At 68.1% G+C, this 26,530-nt stretch carries 26 protein-coding genes and 1 tRNA gene; 20 read left to right on the top strand and 7 right to left on the bottom strand.

The features are described 5' to 3' along the window. Window positions 1–88 precede the first annotated feature (88 nt). From nth to marP, 4 genes are read left to right on the top strand one after another with little or no spacing between them, the layout of a single operon-like run. On the top strand, window positions 89–769 hold the full coding sequence (nth, locus tag A5733_RS05515; protein ID WP_198938737.1) for an endonuclease III: 681 nt from the start codon (window positions 89–91) through the stop codon (window positions 767–769). A 7-nt stretch (window positions 770–776) separates the two neighbouring features. Beyond that, complete coding sequence (locus A5733_RS05510; RefSeq protein WP_076239398.1) at window positions 777–1,424, top strand: TlpA disulfide reductase family protein; 648 nt, start codon at window positions 777–779, stop codon at window positions 1,422–1,424. Window positions 1,425–1,436: 12 nt separating this feature from the next. Further along, window positions 1,437–2,213: a CoA pyrophosphatase gene (locus tag A5733_RS05505; RefSeq protein WP_076239397.1), complete on the top strand. Its 777-nt coding sequence runs from the start codon at window positions 1,437–1,439 to the stop codon at window positions 2,211–2,213. An 11-nt stretch (window positions 2,214–2,224) separates the two neighbouring features. Further along, window positions 2,225–3,415 carry an acid resistance serine protease MarP gene (gene marP / locus A5733_RS05500; RefSeq protein WP_076239396.1) on the top strand — a complete coding sequence of 397 codons (1,191 nt, stop codon included), beginning with the start codon at window positions 2,225–2,227 and terminating at the stop codon, window positions 3,413–3,415. On the opposite strand, the gene A5733_RS05495 is transcribed toward marP, so the two are convergent. Continuing rightward, entirely contained in the window at window positions 3,416–4,363 is a 948-nt protein-coding gene (locus A5733_RS05495; RefSeq protein WP_076239395.1) for an alpha/beta fold hydrolase, read from the bottom strand. Next, window positions 4,363–4,869: a phage holin family protein gene (locus A5733_RS05490; protein WP_076239407.1), complete on the bottom strand. Its 507-nt coding sequence runs from the start codon at window positions 4,867–4,869 to the stop codon at window positions 4,363–4,365. The genes A5733_RS05495 and A5733_RS05490 overlap by 1 nt, the downstream gene beginning before the upstream one ends. Window positions 4,870–4,983: 114 nt before the next feature. Here A5733_RS05490 and A5733_RS05485 point away from each other — a divergent pair, with 114 nt between their 5' ends. After that, a complete protein-coding gene (locus tag A5733_RS05485) occupies window positions 4,984–5,691 on the top strand; it encodes a S1 family peptidase (protein ID WP_076239394.1) in 708 nt (235 codons plus the stop codon). A 66-nt stretch (window positions 5,692–5,757) separates the two neighbouring features. On the opposite strand, the gene acs is transcribed toward A5733_RS05485, so the two are convergent. Then, a complete protein-coding gene (gene acs / locus A5733_RS05480) occupies window positions 5,758–7,719 on the bottom strand; it encodes an acetate--CoA ligase (RefSeq protein ID WP_076239393.1) in 1,962 nt (653 codons plus the stop codon). 127 nt (window positions 7,720–7,846) lie between these two features. Here acs and A5733_RS27660 point away from each other — a divergent pair, with 127 nt between their 5' ends. Next, window positions 7,847–8,620, top strand: a complete 774-nt coding sequence (locus A5733_RS27660) for an oxidoreductase (RefSeq protein ID WP_233152623.1) — start codon at window positions 7,847–7,849, stop codon at window positions 8,618–8,620. A 426-nt stretch (window positions 8,621–9,046) separates the two neighbouring features. On the opposite strand, the gene A5733_RS05470 is transcribed toward A5733_RS27660, so the two are convergent. Continuing rightward, window positions 9,047–9,904: an HAD-IB family hydrolase gene (locus tag A5733_RS05470; protein ID WP_198938735.1), complete on the bottom strand. Its 858-nt coding sequence runs from the start codon at window positions 9,902–9,904 to the stop codon at window positions 9,047–9,049. 423 nt (window positions 9,905–10,327) lie between these two features. Here A5733_RS05470 and ssd point away from each other — a divergent pair, with 423 nt between their 5' ends. The 7 genes from ssd to A5733_RS27830 are packed head-to-tail and all read left to right on the top strand — an operon-like array spanning window position 10,328 to window position 14,830. Continuing rightward, window positions 10,328–11,404: a septum site-determining protein Ssd gene (gene ssd, locus A5733_RS05460; protein WP_076239389.1), complete on the top strand. Its 1,077-nt coding sequence runs from the start codon at window positions 10,328–10,330 to the stop codon at window positions 11,402–11,404. Continuing rightward, the gene (locus A5733_RS05455) at window positions 11,401–12,570 is read left to right on the top strand and encodes a TadA family conjugal transfer-associated ATPase (RefSeq protein WP_076239388.1); all 1,170 of its coding nucleotides are present in this window, start codon (window positions 11,401–11,403) and stop codon (window positions 12,568–12,570) included. Before ssd ends, A5733_RS05455 begins: the two co-directional genes overlap by 4 nt. Next, complete coding sequence (locus A5733_RS05450; protein ID WP_076239387.1) at window positions 12,567–13,352, top strand: type II secretion system F family protein; 786 nt, start codon at window positions 12,567–12,569, stop codon at window positions 13,350–13,352. Before A5733_RS05455 ends, A5733_RS05450 begins: the two co-directional genes overlap by 4 nt. Then, window positions 13,349–13,930, top strand: coding sequence for a type II secretion system F family protein (locus A5733_RS05445; protein WP_067769751.1), 582 nt, complete (start codon window positions 13,349–13,351; stop codon window positions 13,928–13,930). Before A5733_RS05450 ends, A5733_RS05445 begins: the two co-directional genes overlap by 4 nt. A gap of 27 nt (window positions 13,931–13,957) precedes the next feature. After that, a complete protein-coding gene (locus A5733_RS05440; protein WP_076239386.1) occupies window positions 13,958–14,161 on the top strand; it encodes a DUF4244 domain-containing protein in 204 nt (67 codons plus the stop codon). Between the two features lie 38 nt (window positions 14,162–14,199). Continuing rightward, window positions 14,200–14,484: a TadE family type IV pilus minor pilin gene (locus tag A5733_RS27835; protein WP_304528742.1), complete on the top strand. Its 285-nt coding sequence runs from the start codon at window positions 14,200–14,202 to the stop codon at window positions 14,482–14,484. A gap of 31 nt (window positions 14,485–14,515) precedes the next feature. Next, window positions 14,516–14,830, top strand: coding sequence for an Rv3654c family TadE-like protein (locus A5733_RS27830; protein ID WP_369830906.1), 315 nt, complete (start codon window positions 14,516–14,518; stop codon window positions 14,828–14,830). On the opposite strand, the gene A5733_RS05425 is transcribed toward A5733_RS27830, so the two are convergent. Both A5733_RS05425 and A5733_RS05420 read right to left on the bottom strand, forming a co-directional pair. After that, on the bottom strand, window positions 14,827–15,852 hold the full coding sequence (locus tag A5733_RS05425) for a PAS domain-containing protein (RefSeq protein WP_076239405.1): 1,026 nt from the start codon (window positions 15,850–15,852) through the stop codon (window positions 14,827–14,829). The two genes, A5733_RS27830 and A5733_RS05425, sit on opposite strands and share 4 nt — an antisense overlap. Window positions 15,853–16,129: 277 nt before the next feature. After that, the gene (locus tag A5733_RS05420; protein ID WP_076239384.1) at window positions 16,130–18,484 is read right to left on the bottom strand and encodes a DEAD/DEAH box helicase; all 2,355 of its coding nucleotides are present in this window, start codon (window positions 18,482–18,484) and stop codon (window positions 16,130–16,132) included. Between the two features lie 296 nt (window positions 18,485–18,780). Between A5733_RS05420 and A5733_RS05415 the strand changes: the two genes are divergently transcribed. From A5733_RS05415 to topA, 3 genes are all read left to right on the top strand, one after another. Beyond that, window positions 18,781–18,984: a cold-shock protein gene (locus A5733_RS05415; RefSeq protein ID WP_003882601.1), complete on the top strand. Its 204-nt coding sequence runs from the start codon at window positions 18,781–18,783 to the stop codon at window positions 18,982–18,984. Between the two features lie 98 nt (window positions 18,985–19,082). Next, window positions 19,083–19,676, top strand: a complete 594-nt coding sequence (locus tag A5733_RS05410) for a hypothetical protein (RefSeq protein ID WP_076239383.1) — start codon at window positions 19,083–19,085, stop codon at window positions 19,674–19,676. A gap of 103 nt (window positions 19,677–19,779) precedes the next feature. Then, the gene (gene topA / locus A5733_RS05405; protein ID WP_076239382.1) at window positions 19,780–22,608 is read left to right on the top strand and encodes a type I DNA topoisomerase; all 2,829 of its coding nucleotides are present in this window, start codon (window positions 19,780–19,782) and stop codon (window positions 22,606–22,608) included. On the opposite strand, the gene A5733_RS05400 is transcribed toward topA, so the two are convergent. Then, entirely contained in the window at window positions 22,605–24,209 is a 1,605-nt protein-coding gene (locus tag A5733_RS05400) for an adenylate/guanylate cyclase domain-containing protein (protein ID WP_076239381.1), read from the bottom strand. The two genes, topA and A5733_RS05400, sit on opposite strands and share 4 nt — an antisense overlap. Before the next feature lie 81 nt (window positions 24,210–24,290). On the opposite strand from A5733_RS05400, the gene A5733_RS05395 reads away from it, so the two are divergent. The 4 genes from A5733_RS05395 to A5733_RS05375 form a co-directional block, all read left to right on the top strand. Continuing rightward, window positions 24,291–25,499 carry a DNA polymerase III subunit delta' gene (locus tag A5733_RS05395; protein WP_076239380.1) on the top strand — a complete coding sequence of 403 codons (1,209 nt, stop codon included), beginning with the start codon at window positions 24,291–24,293 and terminating at the stop codon, window positions 25,497–25,499. 55 nt (window positions 25,500–25,554) lie between these two features. Continuing rightward, a tRNA-Thr gene (locus A5733_RS05390) sits at window positions 25,555–25,627 on the top strand. Between the two features lie 408 nt (window positions 25,628–26,035). Then, complete coding sequence (locus A5733_RS05380) at window positions 26,036–26,203, top strand: helix-turn-helix domain-containing protein (protein WP_076239379.1); 168 nt, start codon at window positions 26,036–26,038, stop codon at window positions 26,201–26,203. Next, window positions 26,200–26,530: BRO family protein (locus A5733_RS05375; RefSeq protein ID WP_255376477.1), on the top strand; the 331-nt coding region annotated here is incomplete at its 3' end. The genes A5733_RS05380 and A5733_RS05375, both read left to right, overlap by 4 nt.

The raw sequence follows: 26,530 nt of genomic DNA, 5'->3' as shown, positions 1-26,530 counted from the left end.
TGCGGCTGCCGCCCCATCCGGGAAAACGCGCCGGTCCAGGAAGTGGGACACCGAGACGCACCTGGGCCTGGTCCGTCGGGCCCGACGGATGAATCGGGAACTGGCCCGGGCTTTTCCACATGTCTACTGCGAGCTGGATTTCACCAATCCGCTGGAGCTCGCGGTGGCGACCATCCTGAGCGCGCAGAGCACTGACAAACGGGTAAACCTGACCACTCCGGCCCTGTTCAAGAAGTACCGCACCGCGCTGGATTACGCGCAGGCCGACCGCGCCGAGATGGAAGAGCTGATCCGGCCGACCGGCTTCTACCGCAACAAGACCACCTCGCTGATCCGGCTGGGGCAGGAGTTGGTGGAACGGTTCGACGGGCAGGTGCCCGACGACCTCGACGATCTGGTGACCCTGCCCGGGGTGGGCCGCAAGACCGCCAACGTCATCCTCGGCAATGCCTTCGACATCCCCGGCATCACCGTCGACACGCACTTCGGCCGTCTGGTCCGCCGCTGGCGCTGGACCACAGAGGAAGACCCGGTCAAGGTCGAATTTGCGATCGGCGAGCTCATCGAGCGCAAAGAATGGACCCTGCTCAGCCACCGGGTGATCTTCCACGGCCGTCGGGTCTGCCATGCCCGCAAACCCGCCTGCGGGGTGTGCGTGCTGGCCAAGGACTGCCCGTCGTTCGGTCTCGGGCCCACCGACCCGGAAACCGCGGCAGCGCTGGTCAAAGGTCCCGAGACCGAGCACCTGCTGGCGTTGGCCGGGTTGTGACGGCCCGATGAGCAGATCGGCCAGATGGACCGTGGCGGTTCTGGTGGTCCTGATGGCACTCGGCACCGCGTTCTGGATGGAGCTGCGTGACGAGCCGGCGCCGCAGGTCGGGGCGGGACAGTCCACCGCCCGCGACCACCGCGACGCCGATACTCCCGAGGCGCTGGCCGGCCCCCGGGCCCGCGCCGACCTGCGGCCGTGCCCCGGGCCAGGGGAGGGGGACGGGCCGCAGGCGCTGCGCGGCATCACCCTCGACTGCGCAGGTGACGGCGTACCCGTCGACGTGGCGGCGGCACTGGCCGGGCGCACGGTGGTGCTCAATCTGTGGGCGTACTGGTGCGGGCCCTGCGCCGACGAACTGCCTGCGATGTCCGAATACCAGCGCCGCGTCGGCGACGACGTCCTCGTCGTGACGGTGCACCAGGACGAGAACGAGACGGCGGCGTTGATCCGGTTGGCCGAACTCGGGGTGCACCTGCCGACGTTGCAGGACGGCCGCCGCCTGGTCGCGGCCGCACTGAAGGTGCCCAACGTCATGCCTGCGACGGTGGTTTTGCGCGCGGACGGTAGCGTGGCCGGGACCCTACCCCGCTCCTTCGTCAGCGCCGACGAGATCGCGGCGGCGGTCGATGAGTTGATCCGCTCTAGCCGATAGGAGCACCCGCCGGTGAGATCGACGCGCGACGGGCTGTTCCCGGATGTCGCTCCGGCCTGGCTCAAACCGCTCGTGGACAACCTCGACCGGGTGCCCGACGCCTACCGCAGGCGGGTGCCGCCGGAGGTACTGGCCTCCATCGTCGAAGCCAACAACCAGGCCGCCCAGGCGGGTGCCCGACGCGATGCCGCGGTGCTCGTGCTGTTCTCCGGACCGCCCGAGGGCGCGCCCCCGACTCTCCCCGACGACGCCGATCTGCTCGTGACGGTCCGCGCCGCGACGTTGCGCCACCATGCCGGCCAGGCCGCATTCCCGGGCGGCGCCGCCGATCCCGGCGACGAAGGCCCGATCGGTACCGCTTTCCGGGAGGCCACCGAGGAGACGGGCATCGACACCAGCCGGCTCTACCCGCTGGCCACCCTGGAGAAGATGTTCATCCCGCCATCGGGATTCCACGTGGTTCCGGTGCTGGCCTATTCACCCGATCCCGGGCCGGTGGCCGTGGTGAACGAATCCGAGACGGCCGTCGTGGCGCGGGTTCCGGTGCGGGCCTTCACCAACCCGGAAAACCGGCTCATGGTGTACCGGGAGTCCAACTCGAGCCGGTTCGCCGGGCCCGCGTTCCTCCTCAACGAGATGCTGGTGTGGGGTTTCACCGGCCAGGTCATCTCGGCGATCCTCGACGTCGCAGGCTGGGCCAAGCCGTGGAACACCGAGGACGTCCGCGGACTCGACGAGGCAATGGCCCTCGTCGGGCATGACAACGGTTACGGTGAAGCCCAAAGTTGAAGTGGATATAGATGACACCTTCGGTCTGGCTCGATTTCGCCATCCTCGGCATCGGGTTCGTTGCCGCCATCTCCGGCTGGCGCTCGGGCGCGCTCGGCTCCCTGCTGTCTTTCATCGGCGTGGTGCTCGGTGCGGTGGCAGGCGTGCTGCTGGCCCCGCACGTCATCCCGCACATCAGCGGTGACCGCACCAAGCTGTTCGCCACGCTGTTTTTGATCCTGGCGCTGGTGGTGATCGGGGAGATCGCCGGCGTGGTGCTGGGCAGGGCGGTGCGCGGCACGATCCGCAACCGGTTGTTCCGCGCGTTCGACTCGGTGGTCGGGGTGAGCCTGATGCTCGTCGCGGTCCTGGTCGCCTCCTGGCTGCTGGGCAGCCTGCTGACCTCGTCGGACCAGCCGAATCTGGCTGGGGCAGTGAAGAACTCGCGGGTACTGACCGAGGTTGACAAGGTGGCGCCGGACTGGCTGCGCTCGGTGCCCAACCGGTTGTCGGCGCTGCTGGACACCTCCGGTCTGCCCGATGTGCTCGAACCGTTCGGGCGTACCCCCATCGTCAACGTCGATGCTCCTGACGCGGCGCTGGCCACCGATCCGGTGGTGACGACGACCCAGCCCAGCGTGGTCAAGATCCGCGGCGTCGCACCGAGTTGCCAGAAGGTGTTGGAGGGCAGCGGATTCGTCGTCGCACCCAACCGGGTGATGTCCAACGCCCACGTGGTGGCCGGTGCCGACAGCGTGACGATCGAGGCCGACGGCAAGACCTACGACGCCGGCGTCGTGTCCTACGATCCCAACGCCGACATTTCCATCCTGGACGTGCCGAACCTGCCGATCCAACCCCTGCAGTTCGCCGACCAGCCCGCCCCGAAAGGCACCGACGCCGTGGTGATGGGCTATCCCGGCGGCGGTGATTTCCTGGCCACCCCGGCCCGCGTCCGCGAGATCATCGAGCTCAACGGTCCCGACATCTACCGGACCACCACGGTCACCCGCGAGGTGTACACGGTCAGGGGCACGGTGCGGCAAGGCAATTCGGGCGGCCCGATGATCAACCGGTCGGGCAAGGTGCTCGGCGTGGTGTTCGGCGCGGCCGTCGACGACGTCGACACCGGATTCGTGCTGACCGCCAAGGAGGTCGAGCGTCAGCTGGCCAAGATCGGCAACACCGAACGGGTGCACACCGGGACCTGCATCAGCTCCTGATCAACCGGTCCGCAGCGCCGCCAGGAACCGGTTCAGCTGCCGGTTGACCGCCTCCGGTTGCTCTTCATGGCCGAAATGTCCGGCATCCGAGATCGATACGTATCGGCCGTGCGGGGCGTAGTGCTGGGTGCGATGCACCGGGTCGGGCAGGACATAGGGGTCGGCGTCGCCGCGCATGTGCAACACCGGCACACCGACCGGGCGCTTCATCGACCGCATGAACCGCCGGCCCTCACCACGCAGCTGACTGCGCACCGCCCACCGCTGGTATTCCAGGGCGCAGTGCGCGGCACCCGGGATCTGGATGGCCTGACGCAAATGACCCATGGTGTCCGAGAAATCCGTGGTGGTCTGCCATGCGGCACCGGCGCGGCTACGGACCAGCTGCTCCAGCGCCGCACCGTCGTGTCGGGTCAGGGTGTGCTCCGGCCACGTCGGCAGCTGGTAGCGCAGCATCGACGGCAACAACGCGCGGCCCTGATCCCGGCGGCTCAGGGTGGAGGTTCGCAGCGCCACCGGATGCGGTGAACTCACCAAAGCGATCGCATTGACCACCCGCGGATGCAGCACGGCCGTCGCCCAACACACCAGGCCGCCGTCGGCATGTCCGACCAACGTCGCGGTCTTGTGTCCGAGCGCCCGCACCAGCCCCGCGGTGTCCCCGGCCAACGTCCAGCCGTCGTATCCGCGCGGTGGCTTGTCACTGTCGCCGTAGCCACGCAGGTCGACCGCGACCACCCGGGCGCCGGTCAGGGCGGTGAGTTGATGACGCCACGACCACCAGAACGAGCCGAATCCGTGGAGCAGGATGACCAGCGGGCGGTCGGGAGCGGCAGGCTCACCCTCGTTTTCACCCTCGACCAGATGAAACCGAATCCCATTGGCATGCACCTGCAGATGCCGCCATGGCCCCTCGATCCGGACGATCGACGGGTCGGGCGGAGGCATTACCAGCCTGACGGGTCGGCGGCCGGCTTGATGGCAACGGCCGTCGTGACGTTCTTGTCGTGCCCGGGCGTCAGGGCCTCGCGCGTCTCCTTGACCGATTCGATGGTCTGCCGCGGACCCCGGATCCGTCGCACCTTCAGGAAGCCGAACAGGGCCAGCGCCCCGGTGACCACCACCATGATGCCGAACACGATCAGGAAGGCCACCCAGCGCCACAGCCATGTGTCGAGCAGTTCGGCCAGGAAGAAGAAGAAAAAGAAGGTCGAGTAGAACAACACCACCAGCGCGGCGATGAAGAACACGCTGCCGGTCAGGCCCTTCTTCACGTCGCGGGTGATCTCGGCCTTGGCCAGCTCCACCTCGGCACGCACCAGCGTGGAGACCTGTGCGGTGGCGTCCTTGACGAGATCGCCGATCGAAGGGTCCGGCTTGGGGGCGTGCGGATCGACGAGCGGAATCGAGGTCACCGTCGTCGGAACGCCGTCCCTGCGGTCGCCTGTGCTCATGGCGTTCATGTTGCCATGCGGCGAACCCGTTAACGATCCCGGCTGACCTCCCGGAGTTAGTAGACTGGGTCCATTCTTGAGTTGCGCGGGTCGGGCGCGTCGATTGGAGGACACTTGACGAGCGGACACCGCAGGCAGTTGCTCATCGGTGCATCGATCATCGCCCTGGCTGCGATCCTCACGTCGGTCCTTTCCCCCGGTCAAGCGCATGCCGATGCACCGGTGGTGCTCGGCGGCGGTTCGGGCATCGTGGTCAACGGAGAGTCGTTCTGCACGCTCACCACGATCGGGCACGACAACGCGGGTCGGCTCATCGGTTTCACCTCGGCGCACTGCGGTGGACCGGGTGCCACGGTGTCGGCCGAAGGTGCCGACGGCGCCGGGGTGCTCGGCACGATGGTCGCCGGTAACGATCTGCTCGATTACGCGGTGATCCAGTTCGATCCCGCCAAGGTCACCCCGACCAACAACGTCAACGGCTTCCAGATCGACGGGCTCGGACCGGATCCGGTGTTCGGCGAGATTGCCTGCAAGCTCGGCCGCACCACGGGCTATTCGTGTGGTGTGACGTGGGGCCCGGGTCAGGATCCCGGCACCATCGTCAACCAGGTGTGCGGCCAGCCCGGCGATTCCGGCGCGCCGGTGACGGTCAACAACCGGCTCGTCGGCATGATCCACGGCGCCTACACCGAGGAATTGCCCACCTGCGTGGTGAAATTCGTGCCGCTGCACACGCCCGCGGTGACGATGTCGTTCAACACCCAGCTGGCCGACATCACTGCCAAGAACCGGCCGGGAACGGGTTTCGTGCCCGTTTCTTAGCGCGAACAGACGCAAACCCGTACCGATTCGCGCGAAAAGGTACGGGTTTGCGTCTGTTCGGCGGAGTTACTTGCTGGCGCGGATGGCCTCGAACACGCTGGGGTCGACCAGGGTCGAGGTGTCACCGAGCTCGCGGCCCTCGGCCACATCGCGCAGCAACCGGCGCATGATCTTGCCGCTGCGGGTCTTGGGCAGCTCGGGCACCACGTGGATCTCGCGCGGTTTGGCGATCGGGGAGATCTCGGTGGCCACCTGGGCGCGCAGCTCGTCGATCATGTCCGCGGCCCCGCCGTGCGCGGAGGCCTTGAGGATGACGAATGCGCAGATCGCCTGTCCGGTGGTGTCATCGGATGCGCCGACGACGGCGGCCTCGGCCACCCCGGAATGCCCGACCAGGGCCGATTCCACCTCGGCGGTCGAGATTCGGTGACCGGACACGTTCATGACGTCGTCGATGCGACCCAGCACCCAGATGTTGCCGTCCGAGTCGTAGCGGGCGCCGTCACCGGCGAAGTACCAGCCCTGCTCGGCGAAGCGCGACCAGTAGGTGTCCTTGAACCGCTGAGGGTCACCCCAGATGCCGCGCAGCATCGCCGGCCATGGCTGATCCAGTACCAGGTAACCGGTGACGTGCTCGGCTTCGTCGGCGCCGGGCACCAGTTCGTTGCCGTCGTCGTCGACGATCTTGGCCGAGATACCGGGCAGCGGCGTCATCGCCGAACCGGGCTTGGCCGCGGTGACACCGGGCAGCGGGGAGATCATGATGGCCCCGGTCTCGGTCTGCCACCAGGTGTCGACGACGGGAGTCTTATTGGCGCCGATGACTTCCCGGTACCAGCGCCAGGCCTCGGGGTTGATCGGTTCGCCCACCGAACCCAGCAGCCGCAGACTGGACAGGTTGTGTGCGGCGGGGATCTGGCGGCCCAGCTTCATGAAGGTGCGGATCAGCGTGGGCGCGGTGTAATAGATTGTGACACCGTACTTTTCGATGATCTCGAAGTGGCGGTGCTCGGTCGGTGACGTCGGGGTGCCCTCGTAGACCACCTGGGTGGCGCCATTGGCCAGCGGGCCGTAGACGATGTAGGTGTGCCCGGTGACCCAGCCGATGTCGGCGGTGCACCAGTACACGTCGCTCTCGGGTTTGAGGTCGAACACGTTGAAATGCGTGTACGCCGACTGGGTGAGGTAGCCGCCCGAGGTGTGCACGATGCCCTTGGGCTTGCCGGTGGTGCCCGAGGTGTAGAGCAGGAACAGTGGCTGCTCGGCGTCGAACGCTTCCGGGGTGTGCTCGGTGGAGGCCTTCTCGACGGTCTCGTGCCACCACAGATCGCGCCCGTCGGTCCAGTCGACATCGATCCCGGTGCGACGCACCACCAACACATGCTCGACCGACGGCTGATCCGAGACCGCTTCGTCGACGGCCGCCTTGAGTGAGGCGGCCTGCCCGCGGCGGTACTGGCCGTCGGTGGTGATGACGAGTTTGGCTTGGGCGTCCTCGACGCGGGCCCGCAGTGCGCTGGCGGAGAAGCCGGCGAACACAACACTGTGCATGGCACCCAGGCGGGCGCAGGCCAACATCGCCACAATCGCCTCGGGCACCATCGGCATGTAGATGGCCACCCGATCGCCGGCGGTTAGGCCGAGCTCGGTCAGGGCATTGGCAGCCCGGGAGACCTCATCCTTGAGCTGGGCGTAGGTGATGTCGCGGGCATCACCGACGGGCTCACCCTCCCAGTGGATCGCCACCCGGTCGCCGTGGCCCGCCTCGACGTGACGGTCCACGCAGTTGTAGGCGACGTTGAGCTTGCCGCCGACGAACCACTTGGCGAAGGGAGCGTCGGACCAGTCGAGGACCTCGCTGAACGGGGTCTGCCAGCTCAGCCGGTTGGCCTGGGCGGCCCAGAACGCCAGCCGGTCCTTCTCGGCCTCGGCGTACAACTCGCCCGTCGCGTTGGCATTGGCCGCGAATTCAGCAGGCGGCGGATAGGCTGACGGGACTTCGGTAGAGGTCGCTGACGGGTTAGACATGCATGTGAGCCTAGTCACCAAACGTTGCACAGGCGTTGGGACGTCACAAGACGGTTGACGGGCGGCAGCGTTGTTGCGCCCAACGGTCGGCGAGCGCATGTTCAGCGGTCGGCTAGCGTTGATGCCCGTGACCGACGAGCGCTCGCGCGAGAAGCCGACAAACACCGATCCACTCGCACCGCTCGTTGACCTGCCCGGTGTTTCCGCGGCCAGCGACGAGGCGCGGGATGCCCTGGGCCGGGCGCATCGGCACAAGTTCAATCTGCGGGGCTGGCCGCAGACCGCGGCCGAGGCGGCCCTCCGTGCGGCGCGGGCGTCGGCGGTGCTCGACGGCGGGGCGGTGCAGCTGTCCGCCGACGGTGAGCCCGATCCGGTCACCGCGGGCGCCATCCGGGTCGCCGAAGCACTCGAAGGCGGCGCCACCGCGCTGGTCGGAGTGTGGCAGCGAGCGCCGATGCAGGCCTTGGCCCGGTTGCACGCGTTGGCCGCCGCCGACCTCGCCGACGACGAGCATCTGGGCCGGCCACGAACCGATCCCGACGTCGGGCGTCGTCTCGAACTGCTGACCGACATCCTGGCCGGCGGCTCCAAAGTTCCGGCCCCGGTGTTGGCGGCGGTCGCCCACGGCGAACTCCTCAGCCTGGCTCCATTCGGTACCGCCGACGGGGTGGTGGCGCGTGCGGTGTCGCGTCTGGTGACGATCGCCAGTGGGTTGGATCCGCACGGCCTCGGGGTGCCGGAGGTGTATTGGATGCGCAAGTCGGGGGAGTACCGGGCTGCCGCACGGGGATTCGCCTCCGGCACGCACGACGGGTTGACCGCGTGGCTGCTGTTCAGTAGCGAGGCGTTGAAGGGTGGCGCGCGAGAAGCGTTGCAGATCGCCCAGTCAGCGGCCGGCTGACCCGCCGCACGGAGCTGCCTCAGCAAACGAAAGCGGGCGACGGTCCGAACGATGTTCGGCTCGTCGCCCGCTAGCACGGATACCGGTTACCAAGCGTGCCAACGTGGGTTGCGTGGGTGGCCTCGGCGTCCTTGCGATGCGCTTCGGCTGCGGCCCTACCCAAAGAGCCGTCGTGGCCGTCCGCTCCTCGCAATCACGCAGGCCCGCAACACTTTTGCCTATTCCGCGGCATGTGCTCCGCGTGGGTGCCGGGACCCGTGCTGGGGAGCTTGGTTCGGGAGATTTAGCCTTCTCTTCCGGCTAAGCCTTGGCCTCATCCAAGCTTCCGTGGTTCCTTTGTACTACGTGACCACGGTCACAGCAAGGGTGAAACAGGGCCGAGTTCTGATCGTTACGCCGAGGGCCTCAGCTACTACATGCGGTAGGTCAGGAAGTGAAGCGTCGCAGCAGTGAATACGTCAGCGCGCCGGCCGCCAGAGCGCTGATCCCGACGGCGGCACTCGTGGCGACCGCAGCCCCCGACGGGGCCGGGATCCGATCGCGCAGCGATACCGGTCGGCTGAAGGTCAACACCGGCCACCCGCGGGCGGCGGCTTCTTTGCGCAACCCCCGGTCGGGGTTGACGGCCGTCGGGTGGCCGACGCTTTCGAGCATCGGGATGTCGGTGATCGAGTCCGAGTACGCGTAGCAGTGGTCCAACGCATAGCCCTCGCGGGCGGCCAGGGCGCGAATCGCCTCGACTTTGCCTTCGCCGTAGCAGTAGAACGCGATCTCGCCGGTGTACCGCCGGTCTTCGACCACCATGCGGGTGGCCATCGCATGGGTCGCGCCCAGGGCCCGGGCGATCGGGGCGACGATCTCCTCGCCCGAGGCCGACACCACGACGACATCGCGGCCGCACAGCTTGTGATCGGCGATCAGCTCCGCCGCCTCGGCGAAGACCAACGGGTCCACGATGTCGTGCAGTGTCTCGCCGACGATCGACTTGACCTGCTCGACATCCCAGCCGGTGCACATGTTGGTGATGTAGCTGCGCATCCGGTCCATCTGATCGTGGTCGGCACCCGACATCAGGAACAGAAACTGGGCGTAGGTGGACTTGAGGACGGTGCGGCGGTTCAGCAGGCCCTGATTGAAGAAAGGTTTGCTGAAAGCCAGCGTGCTGGACTTGGCGATGACGGTCTTGTCGAGGTCGAAGAAGGCGGCGGTGCGCACCGGCCGGTCACCGTGCGGTGCGGATTGCTGTGCGATCGACTCCCCGGCAGCCCGATCGGTTGCGGTCACAGGCGCAAGCATAGAGGCAGGTGCCTCGCCCTATCTGGCCGGCAACACAAAATGGCAGTTCACGACACATTCTTGCGGGCGACGGCCCCGGCGAGACAGTCGGTAGCCCGCGCAGATGTCCCTTGCGTGTTTTGGCAGTTCCGTGTGTATAGTGAGCATTACTCGGCTTATGCCGAGGGTGTATCAGCCCGACCCCCCGGGGCTGATACACGACGACCTCCGCCTCCTCCCCCCCTGGCGGGGGTCGTCCCTTTTTCAGGGGAAGAATCCTCACCGGCCCCGCCGCCGTAGTTGCGGAACCGTATTTTCAGTGCGTGGTTGCCGGTACGTACGCGGACCGCGATTCATCCACAGCGTCCAGTTCATCCACAATCGGCGAATTGGCGATGGTGCCCAGGCCGTGGTTGCCCCCAGGCTTGGGGCATGGCCACCTCGAAGACCCCGACCAGCCCACCGGGCACCGTGCTGGCGCTCATCGGCGATCCGCTGCTACGCGAAGACGTGTCCCGGGTGGCCGCCGCGGCGGGCGTGGGGCTGGTCCTCGTCGACGAACCTTCCGGACGCAAGGCCTGGATGGCCGCCGCCGCGATACTGCTCGACGCCGCGGCCGCGCTGCGTTGTGCAGCACGCGCACTGCCTCGTCGCGCCCGGGTCGTCATCGTCGGCCGGACTGAACCACAACCGGAAGATTGGCAGGCCGCGATCGCGGTCGGCGCGCAACAACTGGTTACCCTGCCGGCCCAAGAGGCCGATCTGGTCGCGGCACTGTCCGAGGCCGCGTGCCGCGACGACGGCCGAGGTCCGGCCGTGGCGGTGCTGGGTGCTCGAGGAGGCGCCGGCGCTTCGGTGTTCGCGGTGGCGCTGGCGCAATCGGCAACCGAAGCGCTGCTGGTCGAGGCCGACCCGTGGAGTGGCGGCATCGACCTGGTGGCCGGCAGCGAGGATCTGGCCGGGCTGCGGTGGCCGGACCTGGCGTTGCAGGGTGGCCGGTTGGGATTTCCGGCGCTGCGTGACGCGCTGCCGCGCCGGGACGGGGTCAGCGTGCTCGCCAGCGGGCGTTCGGGAGTCGAGATCGAAGCCGGGCCGCTGGGCGCGGTCATCGACGCCGGGTGCCGCGGCGGCGTCACCGTCGTCTGCGATGTGCCCCGGCGCGCCACCGCAGCGGCCGAGACCGCGTTGGATGTCGCTGATCTCGTCGTGGTGGTGACACCGGCCGACGTGCGCTCGTGTACCGCGGCGGCCGCCGCCCGCCCCTGGCTGCTGGCCTGCAACCCGAACGCGGGCGTGGTGGTCCGTGGCCCGTCACCCGGCGGCCTTCGCGCAGCCGAGGTGGCCCGAATCGTGGACCTGCCGTTGCTGGCCGCGATGCGTCCGCAGTCCGGTCTCGCCGAGGCGTTGGAGCGCGGCGGATTACGCGTGCGGCCTCGGTCACCGCTGGGATCGGCGGCGCGTCGGGTGCTCGCGGTCCTGGCCGGGCACCCGGCGCAGGAGGCGGCATGAGCTCCTCACTGATAGACCGGGTGCGCGAACGGCTGGTCAACGAGACGTCGTCGCGGGGCGCGCTGAGCCCAGGCGTGGTGGCCGCGGCGATCCGGGCCGAGTCCGGCGGCCTGCTCGGCGACACCGAGGTACTGAGCAATCTGCGGCTGCTGGAAACCGAGTTGACCGGCGCCGGGCTTCTGGAGCCGCTGCTGTGTGCACCGACGACCACCGATGTGCTGGTGACCGCACCTGATGCGGTCTGGGTGGACGACGGCAATGGATTGCACCGCAGCACTGTGTGTTTCACCGACGAGGGCGCAGTCCGCCGGCTGGCGCAGCGGCTGGCACTGCTGGCCGGGCGTCGGCTCGACGAGGCGCAGCCGTGGGTAGACGGTCAACTCACCGGTATCGGCCCGTTCACCGTGCGCCTGCACGCGGTGCTGCCCCCGGTCGCGTCCGCGGGCACCTGCCTGTCGCTGCGGGTGTTGCGCCCAGCCACCCAGAACCTCGACAGCCTCACCCGGTCTGGGGCGATTCCGCCGGAGGTGGCAGACCTGCTGCGGGCCATCATCCGGGCCAGGCTGGCGTTCCTCATCTCCGGAGGAACCGGATGCGGCAAGACCACCTTGCTGGCCGCCGCACTCGGCGCCGTCGACGGGTGCGAACGCATCGTGTGTGTCGAGGACGCCGCCGAATTGGCTCCGCAGCATCCGCATTTGGTCAAGCTCGTGGCGCGTGCCGCCAACGTCGAGGGCGTCGGCGAGGTGACCGTGCGGGATCTGGTGCGCCAGGCGCTGCGGATGCGTCCGGACCGAATCGTCGTGGGTGAGGTGCGCGGGGCAGAGGTGGTGGACTTGCTCGCCGCACTCAACACCGGCCACGACGGCGGTGCGGGCACGGTCCACGCCAACAACCCGGCCGAGGTGCCGGCGCGGCTGGAGGCACTCGGTGCGCTCGGCGGGCTGGACCGCGCCGCACTGATCAGCCAGCTGGCCGCCGCCGTGCAGGTGCTGCTGCACGTGGGTCGGGACCGGAACGGGCGTCGCCGGCTCGCCGAGATCGCGGTATTGCACCGGGCTGGGCGGCACGACCTCGAGGTGATGACGGCGTGGCATGCCGACAGCGGGTGGGGGTGTGGCGCAGACGCGCTCAACGCGTTGCTCCATCAGCGGATGTGCTCATGACGATCAGCGCCCTGGCATTGGCAGCCGCACTTTTACTCTGGCCGGTCACTACTCGCCGTGCGGCCCCGTTACGGCCCAGCCGTGTCCCGCAGCGGCGTCGTACCTCGGTGGAATTGATGGTGACGGTGCTGGGAGTGGTTGTGGCGGTGCTGGTTTCGTTTCCGGCAGCGCTGGCCGTGGTAGCCGTCGCCACCACGGTGACGGTGCGTCGCAGGCGTGCGTTCACTCGGCAGCGACGACAGGAGGAATCGGCTGCGCTCCAGGCTGCCCTGGACGTGTTGGTCGGCGAGCTACGCACCGGTGTCCATCCGGTCAATGCCTTCGACACCGCGGCCGCCGAGGCGACCGGGCCGGTGCGTCAGGGCTTGAGCGCGGTTGCCGCCAGAGCACGACTGGGCGCCGACGTGGCGGCCGGATTGGAGGATGTCGCGGCAAGCTCGCGGCTGCCGATGCACTGGTACCGGCTCGCTGCGTGTTGGCGCCTGGCCCACGCATATGGCCTGTCGATCGCCGCCCTCATGCGCACGGCGCAACGCGACATCGTCGAGCGTGAGCGCTTTTCGTCGCATGTCCAGGCCGCCATGGCAGGTCCTCGGACGACGGCGGCGGTCCTCGCCGGGTTGCCGGTGGCGGGGCTGGTCCTCGGTCAGTTGATCGGTGCGAGGCCGTTGGCGTTCCTATGCGGTCCCGGGATCGGCGGTTGGCTGCTGGGCATCGGAGTGTTGCTGGCCTGCGCCGGCCTGACGTGGTCAGACCGGATCACCGATCGGGTCTTGAAATGATCTGGGCCGCATTGCTTCTCGCCGCAGCACTGCTGATCGGTGCAGATCCGGCCCGGGTACGCGCTCGGGCGGCACCGGCCCCGGCGCCTTCTCGAGGTCGGCAGCCGAGTCCGGCCGATGATCCGCTGGCCGCCGCCTCGACATTCGATCTTCTTGCCGCGTGTCTGTCTGCCGGGATGGCGGTCTCGACCGCGGCAGCCGCGGCCACCGCGTCGGCACCGCCGACTCTGGCACCGGTGTTGCACCGGGCGGCCGAGCTGTTGGCCCTCGGCGCCGACCCGGAACGGGCCTGGGCGCCAAGCAATGACACGTCGCCTCGGGACAGCAACGTCGAGGCCTTGCTGCGGCTGGCCCGACGCTCGGCCGCCTCGGGCAGCGCGCTGGCCGACGGGGTGGCCGAGCTGGCCGCGCAGTCGCGTCACGACGCGGCCACCGCTGCCGACGCGGTGGCCGAACGCGCCGCGGTGCTGGTGGCCGGACCGTTGGGGCTGTGCTATCTGCCGGCTTTCGTGTGTCTGGGTGTCATTCCGGTGGTCGCCGGTCTGGCCGGTGACGTGCTGGGTTCAGGTTTGTTGTGAGCAGGTCCGGCAAAGAGAGGAAAGTGTATGGAGGGAAACATGATTCAGCGGATGAACGCCAGGGCGACGCTGCTGATGCTCGACGAATCAGGCATGTCCACGGTGGAATATGCCATCGGCACGATTGCCGCCGCCGCGTTCGGGGCGATCTTGTACACGGTGGTCACCGGCGATTCGATCGTCAGCGCCCTGACCAACATCATCAGCCGGGCCCTGAACACCAACGTCTAGATGACCGGGGCGCGGTCACCGTCGAGGCGGCCTTCGCGATCGCGGCACTGGTGGCGGTCCTGGTGTTGTGCGTGGGCGGCCTCAGCGCGGTGGGGATGCAGATCCGTTGCATCGACGCTGCCCGGGAAGCCGCCCGGTTGGCGGCCCGGGGTGAAACCGACACCGCTACCGCGGCGGCTCGACGGATCGCCCCGTCCGGCGCGGTCGTTCACGTCGGCCCCGACGGTCCGATGGTGGTCGCCCGGGTCAGAGCAGCCACGGCGCTACCGGGGTTCACGGTGTCCGCCGAGGCGGTCGCGGTCCCCGAACCCGGCGTCGGGTGAGCGGGGCTCGGCCACGGTGCTGGCCGCGGCGATGATCGCGGTGGTCGTCGCGTTCGCCGCCGGGGGCGCCTACCTTGGGGCGGCGGTGACGGCACGGCACCGGGCCCAGGCCGCGGCCGACCTCGCCGCGCTGGGTGCTGCCGGCGCCGTGGCCTCCGGTCCAGAGGCGGCGTGTGGGCAGGCCGGCCGGATCGCCGCGCGGATGCGCTCGGTGCTCGGCGGATGCCGCATCGAAGGGCTCGACGTGGTGCTCGAGGTGTCGGTCCCGGTCCGGCTCGGCCGCTGGGGTTTCGGTCCGGCGAGAGCCTCGGCCCGGGCCGGGCCGGTGAATGTGGCGGCGGCCTAGTCGATCCGGTCGAGGTCTGCCGCGGCCACCTCACCGTCGGTCGGTAGCCGAAGCGCGATCAGGCCGACGAAGGTGTCCTCATCGAGCTCGATCCGGTTGATCGTCATGTGCACCGGCTGCCAGCCGCCGTCCTCGGCGCGCATGCGCAGCACGGCTGTGGTGATACCGCTGCTGAACTCGGTGGTCATCCTCGCCATGTGTCGGGCATCGATGGGATGGATGCGGGCTGGTCCACCGTCGTGGTTGCGCCAATCGAAGAACGGGGCGGGTTCGTCGAGCCATTTCAACAACTTCCAGTTGTCGAGGTCGACCAAGACCCGGTGTACGCCGGGCTGAGCCAGCCCGTTGAGGATGCGTTGGGCCAAGGTGTCCTCACGCACCAGCGCGGTTTCGCGTTCGCTGCGCCAGTTCATCGCCCGGCAGACGATGCGCTCGGAGCCGTCGTCCTGCGCTTCGCTGGTCACCCGGGCCACGAAGCCCACGGTGATGAGTTCCCCGCGATGATCGGTGACATCCCAGGTCGTGCACAAGGTGTTGCCCACCACCGGTTTGATCGTCATCGCCAGCACCTTGGCCTCACTGCCGTTGAGGTCTCTGGCGGGCAGATCGTCGGCGAAGGCGCGGTGATGGGTGGGTTCGGTTTCCGGATCCATGCCGCTGTTACGCAATGATTCGGCGGTGTCGGTGGCGAAGCCGGCGGTCAGGTCCCACAGCAGCGGACCCGGGACCGGTCGTGGTGGCGGGTCGGCATCGATCGGCCCGATCCACACATGCACGCCGTGGATGCAGCCGTCGGACATCCGCACCACCTCGGTGCGGATTACGCGGTCGTTCTTGGTCGTGATGCTCGTCAAGCCCTGTCCGGCCTGCACGGTTTCCCTGATCGCGCTATGAATTGCCATCAGGTGCGGATTTCGTCGCAAGAACACACTGATTGGGACGAGGTTCTTCGTCTGCAGACCTCGCGCGACCACCACTGGCTCGCTACCCAGCGTCTCCACGAGCAGCCAGTCGTGGGTCATGGCCAGCATTTTACCGGTGGGCCGAGCGCCTTCCTCGCGCGAATTGACGACGGATTCCGCGCCCGGGGACTGCGGATCACGGTGACGGCAGGGGACCGAGTGATCGGGAGGGTTGCAAACATGAGTGAGTTCACGTAATTTGCCACTGCGCCCGGCGTCCGGGATTGGGAACGGATCGCGTTGTCCGACCGTTCGTCGCAACGTCTGCGTGTTCGGCGTGGCCGAATGCAGCCACGTAGTTGTCGATCCGTGTCGTCGGCCGTCGAGGGGTCGGTCGTCAACACGGTCGGGGGATCGCTGAGGAAGTACTCAGCGCGCCGAGCACCAGACGTAATACGCGCACCGCGCCTGCCTTGTCCAAGGGATCGTTGCCGTTGCCGCATTTCGGTGACTGCACACACGAGGGACAACCGTTCGGACACTCGCAAGCCTCGATCGCCTCGGCCGTCGCACCCCACCAGGTACTCAGATTGTGGAACCCGCGCTCGGCGAAACCGGCCCCACCGGGATACCCGTCGTAGACGAATATGGTGGGCAACCCGTCCACTGGCCCGACGGCGGTCGAGACTCCGCCGATGTCGCCGCGGTCGCAGCTGGCCACCAACGGCAACAGGCCGATCGCCGCGTGTTCGGCCGCGTGCAGACTTCCCGGCACCGTCAGCGAGTCAATCCCGTTGTCCTGCAACGCTTCCGGTGTCATCGTGCACATCACGGCCATGGTGTCCAGCGTGCTCGGCGGCATTTCCAGCTCGACGAAGTCGATCACCTCGCCGTCCATCCGCCGACGCAGGTAGCCGACCACGGTGTTCGTCACCGAGACCGGCACCAGGCCCACGGTGACCGGGCCGAACGTTCGGCGTTCGCCGGGTCCGGTGACCGAGATGTCGGTGAGTTCCCGGGCAAAGGTGGTGTAACCGGGGTCGGCGGCGTACACGAACGCCACCCCGTCCTCGAACGACAGCGACTCGACGACGTACGTCTCACCCTGGTGCAGATACACCGCACCGGGATGCAGTGAGGCCGCAGCCTGTCCGGCGCCGGTGCTGCCCAGCATCCGGCCGGTGTCGGTTTCGAGGATCGCGATCTGGCCGCCACTGGAACCGCGGATGTCGACGGCCGGGTGCGGATCCACTCCCGGAGCGGGGAAGTAACCGCCCGGACGCTTGCGCAACAGCCCGTCGTCGACGAGCGTCTCGGCCACCGCCTCGGCGTTCCACAACCGGACCTCGGCCTCAGTGAGGGGCAGTTCGGCTGCGGCACAGAGCAATTGCGGACCGAGCACATGCGGATTGGTCGGGTCGATCACCACCCGCTCGATCGGCTTGTCCAGCAAGGCTGCCGGGTGGTGCACGAGGTAGGTGTCCAGCGGATCGTCGCGGGCGATCAACACGATCAGCGCACCCTGCCCACGTCGCCCGGATCGGCCGGCCTGCTGCCAGAAGGAGGTGACGGTGCCGGGAAAACCAGCCAGTACCACGGCATCCAGCCCGGCGATGTCGATGCCGAGCTCTAGCGCGTTGGTGGTCGCCAGGCCCCGCAGTCGTCCGTCGGCCAGGGCGTTTTCCAGCTCGCGGCGATCTTCGGCCAGGTAACCGGCGCGGTAGGACGCCACCAGATCCGCAAGCTCAGGTGCGGTGTCCTCCAAGCGGGCTCGGGTGCCCAGCGCGGTGAGCTCGGCACCGCGCCGGGACCGCACGAAGGTCAACGTTCGCGCCCCTTCGGTCATCAGATCCGCCATCACCCGCGCGGCCTCGGCGCCGGCCGAACGCCGGACCGGGGCGCCGTTCTCGCCGGTGAGATCGTCGAGCAGCGCAGGCTCCCACAGCGCGATCGTGCGCGCGCCCTGCGGTGAACCGTCCTCGGTCACCTCGGCGACGGTCTGGCCGATCAACTCCGCGGCGGTCTCGGCCGGGGAGGCGGTGGTGGCGCTGGCGAAGATGACCGTGGGGCCTGCGCCTTCGGGGGAATAACGCGCACACAACCGCAACAACCGACGCAGCACCATGGCCACGTTGGAGCCGAAAATGCCCCGGTAGTAATGGCATTCGTCGACGACGACGAACTTGAGGTGACGCAGGAACACGGCCCAGCGGGCATGGTTGCGCAGCAACGACAGGTGGATCATGTCCGGGTTGGAGAAGATCCACCGCGATCGTTCCCGGGCGAACCGGCGCACCTCGACCGCGCTGTCACCGTCATACGGGGCGGGCGCCACGTCGCGCAGCGCGGCGACGGCGTCACTCAGCTCCTGTGCGGTGCGCAGCTGATCGTGACCGAGCGCCTTGGTCGGGGACAGGTAGAGCACCCGGGCGCGGCGGTCATGCGCCAGGGTCGACAGGATCGGTAACTGGTAGGCCAGGGACTTTCCCGACGCGGTTCCGGTGGACACCACGACATGCCGTCCGGCATGGGCCAATTCGGCGGCCTCGAGCTGATGCGACCACGGCGCGGTGATGCCGCGCTCGTCCAATGCCCGCACCACCTCCGGATGGGCCCATTGCGGCCACTGTCGCGGTTTGCCGTGCCGCGGCGGGATATCCGCGACATGGCGTAGCGGATCTTCGTCGGCCGGGGTGCCCTCGATAGCGCAAGCGAGCAGCTCACGGCCGAAATCCGACCCCTGATCCAGCACTGTTCGTCCTCCTTCGATCTACCCCGCCGAGCTCGGCCCGGATTTGTAAACGAATTGTTCACCACGCGCCGCACGCCAAGACTGTCGCAGCCGACCCGAACATGGTTGACTGATCACGGTCGCAGCTTCTGTGTTTGTACTCGCACTCGCAGGATCGTCGTTGCGATCGCGGTTCCTGCGAGGGTTGTAGGTCGGGTCAGTTCCGGCGACTCCACGAAGGATGGCGGTCGGAACGGGCCCGGTACATCGGAAGTCGGTGGACCGCACCCGGTTGAAAGAGAAGGAAAGAACAAAAGATGCCACAGGGAACTGTGAAGTGGTTCAACGCGGAAAAGGGCTTCGGCTTCATTGCTCCGGAGGACGGCTCGGCCGACGTGTTTGTCCACTACACGGAAATCCAGGGCAGCGGATTCCGCACCCTGGAGGAGAACCAGAAGGTTGAGTTCGAGGTCGGCCAGAGCCCCAAGGGGCCGCAGGCCACGGGTGTACGGGCCATCTGAGGCACACAAACCCAAAGTGAACACCCCCGTGTGAGTCCGAACCGGACACCGCGGGGGTGTTCTCGTTTTTGCGGGCCACGCTGGCCTAGTGTCGATTCGTGAGCCAGCTGTCCTTCTTCTCGGCCGAGTCGGTGCCGCCCGCGGCGTCCGATCTGACCGGGGTGCTCGCCGGTCCGGGTCAGGTGGTCGTGGCGAGCAACGGTGGCGCAGCGGCCGCCCGGATCTCGGTCGTCGTCGACGATCTGTGGCGCGCCGAGGGGCTGGCCGAGATGATGGGTGAGGCCGGTTTGGTTGCGGAGATTTCCCGCACCGACGAAAACAACCCGTTGGTGCGCACCGCGTTGGATCCGCAGTTGATGCTGATCGCGGGGCAATGGACCCGCGGTGCGGTGAAGACGGTGCCCACGACGTGGTTGCCCGGCTCGCGTGAGTTGCGGGCCTGGACGCTGGCCGCGGGCGCCCCGGAGGCCGAGGACCGCTACCTGCTGGGCCTGGACCCACATGCCCCCGATACGCATGCGCCGCTCGCCGCGGCGATGATGCGGGTGGGGATCGCACCAACTCTGATCGGGACCAGAGGGTCGCATCCGGCGCTGCGGATCAGTGGGCGACGACGGCTATCGCGCCTGGTAGAGAACGTCGGGGAACCCCCGGATGACGCCGCGGCGTTGGCGCACTGGCCGCGTATTTAATGGTGTACACGCGGAGAGCCGGTTTGCGTAGGCTCGCGCGTAATGCGAAATTGTCAGTTGCCGGGCGTGGCGCGGCAACTATAGAAGTGGAGCGTAGGCACAGTTGGCTGGCGATAATGGCGGCAGCGGAAGCAAGGGGAATGTCCGGCGACTCGTGATTGTCGAGTCGCCGACCAAGGCGCGCAAGATAGCCGGCTACCTCGGATCCAATTACGTCGTCGAGTCCTCCCGCGGGCACATCCGCGACTTGCCGCGCAATGCCGCCGACGTGCCCGCCAAGTACAAATCCGAACCCTGGGCCCGCCTCGGGGTCAACGTCGACGACAACTTCGAACCGCTCTACATCGTCAGCCCCGACAAGAAGAGCACCGTCACCGAGCTCAAGGACCTGCTCAAAGGCGTCGACGAGCTCTACCTCGCGACGGACGGTGACCGCGAGGGTGAGGCGATCGCCTGGCACCTGCTGGAGACGCTCAAGCCCAAGGTGCCGGTCAAGCGGATGGTGTTCCACGAGATCACCGAACCGGCCATCCGGGCCGCCGCCGAAAGCCCCCGCGACCTCGACATCGCCCTGGTCGACGCGCAGGAAACCCGCCGCATCCTCGACCGGCTCTACGGCTACGAGGTTTCGCCCGTGCTGTGGAAGAAGGTGGCGCCGAAGTTGTCGGCCGGCCGCGTGCAGTCGGTGGCCACCCGCATCATCGTGCAGCGGGAGCGCGAGCGCATGGCGTTCCGCAGCGCCGGCTACTGGGATGTCAGCGCCGAACTCGACGCGTCCGTCTCAGACCCCGAGGCGTCGCCGCCCAAGTTCACCGCCAAGCTCAACACCGTCGACGGCCGCCGCGTCGCAACCGGCCGCGATTTCGACTCGCTGGGCCAGGTCAAGAAGCCCGACGAGGTGTTGGTGCTCGACGAGGCCAGCGCCGGGGCCCTGGCTTCCGGGCTGCGCGGGGCGCAGCTGGCGGTCAGCTCCGTCGAGCAGAAGCCGTACACGCGTCGGCCCTACGCGCCGTTCATGACCTCGACGCTGCAGCAGGAGGCCGGCCGCAAGCTGCGCTTCTCCTCCGAGCGCACCATGAGCATCGCGCAGCGGCTGTACGAGAACGGCTACATCACCTACATGCGTACCGACTCGACGACGCTGTCGGAGTCGGCCATCAACGCTGCCCGCAACCAGGCCCGTCAGCTCTACGGCGACGAATACGTGCATCCGTCGCCGCGGCAGTACACGCGCAAGGTCAAGAACGCCCAGGAGGCGCACGAGGCCATCCGCCCCGCCGGTGACGTGTTCCAGACTCCCGGTCAGCTGCACGCCCAGCTCGACACCGACGAGTTCCGGCTCTACGAGCTGATCTGGCAGCGCACCGTGGCCTCGCAGATGGCCGATGCGCGCGGCACGACGCTGTCGCTGCGGATCGCCGGCACCGCTGCTGGTGGCGAGCAGGTCGTCTTCAACGCGTCCGGTCGCACCATCACGTTCCCGGGCTTCCTCAAGGCCTACGTCGAGAGCATCGATGAGCTGGCCGGTGGTGAGTCCGACGACGCCGAGAGCCGCCTGCCGAACCTGACCCAGGGGCAGCGCGTCGACGCGGCCGATCTGACCGCCGACGGCCACCAGACCAGCCCGCCGGCCCGCTACACCGAGGCCTCGCTGATCAAGGCCCTGGAAGAGCTGGGCATCGGCCGCCCGTCGACCTACAGCTCGATCATCAAGACGATCCAGGACCGCGGCTACGTGCAGAAGAAGGGCAGCGCCCTGGTGCCGTCCTGGGTCGCCTTCGCCGTCGTCGGCCTACTGGAACAGCACTTCGGCCGGCTGGTGGACTACGACTTCACCGCGGCCATGGAAGACGAACTCGACGAGATCGCCAACGGCCAGGAGCAGCGCACCAACTGGCTGTCGAATTTCTACTTCGGTGGTGAGCACGGCGTCGAGGGCTCGATCGCCCGCGCCGGTGGGCTCAAGCACCTCGTCGGTGGCAACCTCGAAGGCATCGACGCGCGAGAAGTCAACTCCATCAAGCTCTTTGATGACGACGAAGGCCGCGCGGTGGTGGTCCGCGTGGGCCGCAACGGGCCGTACCTGGAGCGGATGATCGCCGATCCGGACAATCCGGGCGAGCTCAAGCCGCAGCGGGCGAACCTCAAGGACGAGCTGACCCCCGACGAACTGACCCTCGAACTGGCCGAAAAGGCTTTCGCCACGCCGCAAGAGGGCCGGGTGCTGGGTGTCGACCCGGCAACCGGACATGAAATCGTCGCTAAGGACGGGCGATTCGGCCCGTACGTCACCGAGATCCTGCCCGAGCCGCCGGAGGACCCCGATGCGGGGACGACGGCCAAGAAGGGAAAGAAGCCCACCGGGCCCAAGCCACGCACCGGATCGCTTTTGCGGACAATGGATCTGGAGACCGTGACGCTGGACGACGCGCTCAAGCTGTTGTCACTGCCGCGCGTGGTGGGTGTGGACCCCGAGAACAACGAGGAGATCACCGCCCAGAACGGCCGCTACGGGCCGTACCTCAAGCGCGGCACCGACTCTCGCTCGCTGGCCACCGAGGAACAGATGTTCACCATCACCCTCGACGAGGCGCTGAAGATCTATGCCGAGCCGAAGCGTCGTGGCCGCCAGGCCGCTGCCGCCCCGCCGCTGCGTGAGCTGGGCACCGACCCGGCGTCGGGCAAGCCGATGGTGATCAAGGACGGCCGGTTCGGGCCCTACGTCACCGATGGTGAGACGAACGCCAGCCTGCGCAAGGGCGATGACGTGGCCTCGATCACCGATGAGCGGGCCTCGGAGCTGCTGGCCGACCGTCGGGCCCGCGGGCCGGTGAAGAAGGCCGCGAAGAAGGCGCCGGCGAAGAAGGCTGCCGCCAAGAAGACCGCGGCCAAGAAGGCCCCGGCGAAAAAGGCTGCGGCCAAGAAGGCTTAGCTCGGCACGTCGCTTTCGGCTTCGCGTTCCAGGTGGCGGGGCAGGACCAGGTTCATCGGGCGGGCCAGCTGCGTCGGTACGGTGCGGCCACGCAGTTCGACGATCTCGCCGACGTCCCAGCTCAATGCCTCGGCATCCAGTGCGCCGCTGACCGCGATCGCCGAGGCCAGCACGTGGCCCTCCTCCAACTTGGCCAGCTCGGTGAGCCGGGCGGCCTCGTTGACCGGGTCACCGATCACGGTGTACTCGAACCGGGCCTGGGCGCCGATATGGCCGGCGATCGCGCGTCCGGCCGAGACCCCGATCCCGAACTCGATGTCGGTACCCAGCACGCTGAGCAGCTCGTCATGCAGTTCGCGGGAGGCCGCCAGCGCACCGCCGGAGGCGTCGGGATGCTCGATGGGGGCGCCGAAGATGGCCAGGGCCGCGTCACCCTGGAACTTGTTGACGAACCCGCCGTGGCGGTTGACGGTGTCGACGATGACGCGGAAGAACTCGTTGAGCAGGTTCACCACGTCGGCCGCCGGAATCGTCGAGGCCAGATGCGTCGACCCCACCAGGTCCACGAACAACACGGCCACGTCGCGTTCCTGGCCGCCCAACTCGGTGCCGCGTTCCAGGGCGCGGCGGGCCACGTCCTCACCGACATAGCGGCCGAACAGGTCCCGCAGCCGCTGCCGTTCGGCCAGCTCGCGCACCATGTCGTTGAACCCGGCTTGCAGCAGGCCCAGCTCACTGGCGTCGTAGATCTGCATGTGCGCGTTGTAGTTGCCGCGCTGTACCTCACCGAGTGCCCAGCGCAGCTGGCGCAGCGGGTCGGCGATCGACATGGCCACCAGTACGGTGCTGGACAGCCCGATCACCAGCGCGGCGATGGCCAGCAGCAACAGGGGGGTGATGAGCCGGTCCGCCGATGCCGTCAGGATTGAGAACTTGCTGGCCACCAGGGCAAGGACGATCGCCAAAACCGGAACGCCCGTCGAGAGCACCCAGGTGAGCACCTGGCGCAGAATCACGCCGGGGGCGCGGAAGTTCTCCGGCACCCCGCCGCGTAGCGCGGCCACCGCGACCGGGCGCAGCACCCGCTCGGACTGTAGGTAGCCGATGATCGCGGTGGCGGTGGCGCCCAGCGCAGTGGCCACCAGGACCACCGGCGCGGACTTGCTGGCCACCGGCCAACTGGCCACGATGAACACGATCGAGCCGAGGAACCAGTTCGTGACGCTGATCAAGGTCCGGTAGAACGGCATCTTCAGCGCCCGCACCCGGGCCAGCTCGGTGATCCGGGGGTCGGACTGCGACACCAGGGTGTCGCGACGCTGCCAGCGGATCACCGGGATCAGCAGCCGCAGGGCCAGGTAGGCGCCGACGGTGAACGACACGAACAGGTAGCCCAGGAAGATCGCCAGGTTGAACACCGGAAGGTCCTGGAGCTGGATGCGATCCTCCGGCGGCAGGCCGAAGCGCAGGAAGCCCAGGACGAACAGGGCGCCGATGATGTCGGCCTGCAGCATGCCCAGCGTGAACACCGGCCACGGGGTACGCGCCACCCATCGCGCGAATGCACCGATTCGCGCGACGGGGATGGGCTGCGTGGTCACCCGTTTACCGTATCGGGCCGCGGGGACGTTGACCGCCGCTGTGACGTGGTTGTGTCGGCTTGACCACTACTGTTGAGGACGATGAGCGGGGTGTTTTCGCGGCTGGTGGGCCAGCAGGCGGTGGAACAGGAGCTGGTGGCTGCGGCTTTGGCGGCCCGTGGTGATTCCGCCCACAGCGGAACCACAGCTGGGACCATGACGCATGCCTGGTTGATCACCGGGCCGCCCGGATCGGGGCGCTCGGTGGCAGCGCTGTGCTTCGCGGCCGCGCTGCAGTGCACGTCCGAGGGCGTGCCCGGATGCGGCGAATGCCGGGCGTGCACCACCACGATGGCCGGCACCCACGCCGACGTGCGCCGCATCGTGCCCGAGGGGCTGTCGATCGCGGTCAAGGAGATGCGCGAGATCGTGCAGATCGCCTCGCGCCGGCCCGGAACCGGCCGTTGGCAGATCGTCGTGATCGAAGACGCCGACCGGCTCACCGAAGGCGCGGCCAATGCGCTGCTGAAGGTGGTGGAGGAGCCGCCGCCGTCGACGGTGTTCCTGCTGTGCGCACCGTCGGTGGATCCCGAGGACATCGCGATCACGTTGCGCTCCCGGTGCCGGCACGTGGCGTTGACGACGCCGTCGGTGGACGCCATCGCCGATGTGCTGATCTCCGGTGACGGGCTGCCCGAAGGAGATGCGCGGTGGGCGGCCTCGGTCAGCGGCGGCCACGTGGGCCGGGCCCGTCGCCTGGCGACCGATCCCGAGGCCCGGGAGCGGCGGAAACGGGCGTTGGGGCTGGCCCGCGACGCGGCGACGCCGGCGCGGGCCTTCGCCGCCGCCGAGGAGATGGTGGCCGTCGCCGAGGCCGAGGCGCTGGCCTTGACCGCCGGCCGCAACGAGACGGAGACCGAAGAGCTCAAGACCGCCCTGGGGGCCGGCGGCACCGGCAAGGGCACTGCGGCCACCACCCGGGGCACCGTCGGCGCGCTCAAAGAGCTGGAGAAGCGGCAGAAGTCCCGGCAGACGCGCGCCTCCCGCGATGCCCTGGACCGCGCCCTGATCGATCTGGCCACCTACTTTCGGGACGCCCTGCTGGTCTCCTCGGGGGCTTCGTCGGTGACGGCCAACCACCCGGATATGGCTGAGAAAGTGGCGGCCATGGCCGAGCACGTGCCACCCGACCGGCTGCTGCGCTGCATCGAGGCCGTGCTGGAATGCCGCGAGGCGCTGTCCATCAACGTCAAGCCGAAGTTCGCGGTCGACGCCATGGTGGCCACCGTCGGGCAGGCGTTGCGTGGGTGAGTTGGGTCTGGGCCGGGCCCTGCCGTAGACTCGTGCCGCCCGGTTCGCCAGGCACGCCACCCTAGCTCAGTCGGTAGAGCAATTGACCAGTAATGAATAGGTCGGGGGTTCGATTCCCCCGGGTGGCTCCGACCCCCATCGTCCGGCGGCGTTGACTGGCCCACGCCAGTCATCAGCCAGACGAAGTTGCAGCCGCTGCGATCGGAGATCTGCCGGCATACGCCTTCGTAGTCGCGGGGCTTGCGGTTCTCCAGCTCCCACTCGCGCCAGGATTGCGCCTTGACGCCGCACGCGAGGGCGGCCTCCTTGAGGTTCCAGCCCATCTGATGGCGGACCAGGACGAGGCGCGCAGCGAAGTCGCTGGTGCTCGGGATCCAATCCCTGACTGTGCTCATAGCGCTAAGTCTGCACATCTCGTGCATTGCGCGCAATACGTACAAGATCACAGTTTCCGGGGATGTATCACCGAATCAACGAGATAAATACTCGGTAAGTCGTGCTTGACACGAATTACGCGGGTGTGACACGGTGTCTGCATGTCACAAGTCGTGTTACTCACGACTACCGAGGTTGCAGAACGATTCCGAGTCGACACCTCAGTAGTCCGGCGCTGGGTCGCCAACGGAAAACTCAAGCCCTCGATCAAGACGCCCGGCGGCCACTACCGCTTTGACGAGGCGTCGCTTGCGGAGTTCAGCGCATGAGCGCCGACCTGCTGCCGTTCACGTACGTGAACACCACGGTGCGCGTTGTGATGATCGACGACCAGCCCTGGTTCGTCCTCGCTGACCTCTGCGTCGTCCTGGGTATCGCCAACGTCGGGAACGTCGCCGACCGCCTCGATCAGGTCAACATCCGGCGAACGGATGTTGAGAACGCTCGCGGCCAGATGCGCCAGACGGTCGTAGTCAACGAGGCTGGCATGTACGAGGTCGTCATCCGCTCGGACAAGCCCGAGGCCGTCGCGTTCCGCCGCTGGATCACCGGCACCGTGCTCCCCGAGATCCGACGCACCGGATCGTTCAAAGCAG

It is taken from the genome of Mycobacterium sp. NS-7484, assembly GCF_001953975.1.
Lineage (GTDB): Bacteria > Actinomycetota > Actinomycetes > Mycobacteriales > Mycobacteriaceae > Mycobacterium.
This window is presented reverse-complemented; position numbering and strand designations above follow the sequence as displayed.